The sequence below is a fragment of the Flavobacterium saliperosum genome, assembly GCF_900100625.1.
GTDB classification, from domain to species: domain Bacteria; phylum Bacteroidota; class Bacteroidia; order Flavobacteriales; family Flavobacteriaceae; genus Flavobacterium; species Flavobacterium saliperosum.
In genome coordinates this window covers 1-1,291 of the sequence record NZ_FMTY01000023.1, presented here as the reverse complement: position 1 = coordinate 1,291, position 1,291 = coordinate 1, and the positions used below count along the sequence as shown (strand labels likewise).

Below are 1,291 nucleotides of genomic sequence, written 5' to 3'. Positions count from 1 at the left end.
ATATATTCCCAAACCATTCCATTCGGACTTAAGCCAAATATACAAAAAGTTCGTTCCATTAAACCCTAAAGCCCAAATTTCGCAAAACCGCTGTTAGGCGTTCGCTTTTCTTATTTCGTAAATCCTCTCATCATTATAATTTCAAGCCCAACAACACTTAATAAAATCATAATTGAAAACAGATTATTGGTTTGGTTCATCGCATAATCTATAATCAAGAATGTAGCAATAAGACCTAAAACAAAATGAGCTCCAAATAATGCAAGTTGTATTTTAAAATTATCTATTTTACTAAAACCTAAAATAAGGCAAGACATCATTAATTGAATTGACATAAACGTAAAGAAAGATTTGTATTGATCTTCAATATTGTAATCAGTTATATATTCTTTGTATATTTTTTCTTTTTCAGTTTCTTTTTTATCAATAGTATTTTTCAAATTATTTTCTGAAGAAAAAAACATCTCTAAACTAGGTTTATGTTTAAAGAATAATTCAGCTCTATTTTGTACGTTATTTTTTAGTAATCCTATAAAAAAGATATTTATTGAAAAAATTATTATTCCCGCTACTAAAAATATTCTGTTATTCATTTTTCGATTAGTTTATTCTATTTCGTTTGGTCAAAGTGACGCCTAACGTCCCGTGGCTTTGCGAAGTTTGGGGATTAGTTTACCCAAAAGTATAAATTTAAGACTAAGTTTACAAATACAAAACTACCATAATTTCAAGCCTTAAAGCCCAAATTTCGCAAAACCACTGTTAGCGGTAGTGCTTGTTTTTCCATATAACCAAACTGTCATTGGGCAAATCATATTCGTATATTTTTTTTGATAAACTGTCAACATAAATCCATCCATCAGAAGAGAATCTTGGATTAGCATTGTTTTCATCAGTTACATCTTGTCCGATATTAAAAATGTAATAATTTGTAGAATCGGTTTTCTCGGTTCTGTCTAAAAGCCATTCAACTTCTTCTTTGTTTTTTAATGCCAATTTAATAAGCTCATTATCCGAGTTTTTGATATAGTCAGCAATTAAGCCATCATACCAATTCTGTTCTTTTGATTCAGTTTGGGATTTTAAATCTACATTACTGCTTGATAGCGAATCAATAGGTTCATTATCAATATTTTTTTCTTCTTTTGTCTTATTGCAAGACAAGATTACAAGGGAAGCTAATAATATGATTGTTTTCTTTTTCATTTTTATGTGTTCATGGATTTCGCGCTCGTTCGGCCGCATTACCGCTAACGTCCCGGGGCTTCATGAAGTTGGGGTTTATATATTC

Annotated in this window: 2 protein-coding genes; both read right to left on the bottom strand. The window is 30.1% G+C overall.

From position 1 onward, the window contains the following. Window positions 1–110: 110 nt before the first annotated feature. A complete protein-coding gene (locus BLQ05_RS13605; RefSeq protein ID WP_035654984.1) occupies window positions 111–593 on the bottom strand; it encodes a hypothetical protein in 483 nt (160 codons plus the stop codon). Window positions 594–762: 169 nt separating this feature from the next. Then, complete coding sequence (locus BLQ05_RS13600) at window positions 763–1,206, bottom strand: hypothetical protein (protein ID WP_023577505.1); 444 nt, start codon at window positions 1,204–1,206, stop codon at window positions 763–765. Between the last annotated feature and the right edge of the window lie 85 nt (window positions 1,207–1,291).

What these genes read in the sequence shown, in the direction of transcription:
- BLQ05_RS13600 (WP_023577505.1), bottom strand. Translation starts at nt 1,206, where the DNA reads ATGAAAAAGAAAACAATCATATTATTAGCTTCCCTTGTAATCTTGTCT.
- BLQ05_RS13605 (WP_035654984.1), bottom strand. Translation starts at nt 593, where the DNA reads ATGAATAACAGAATATTTTTAGTAGCGGGAATAATAATTTTTTCAATA.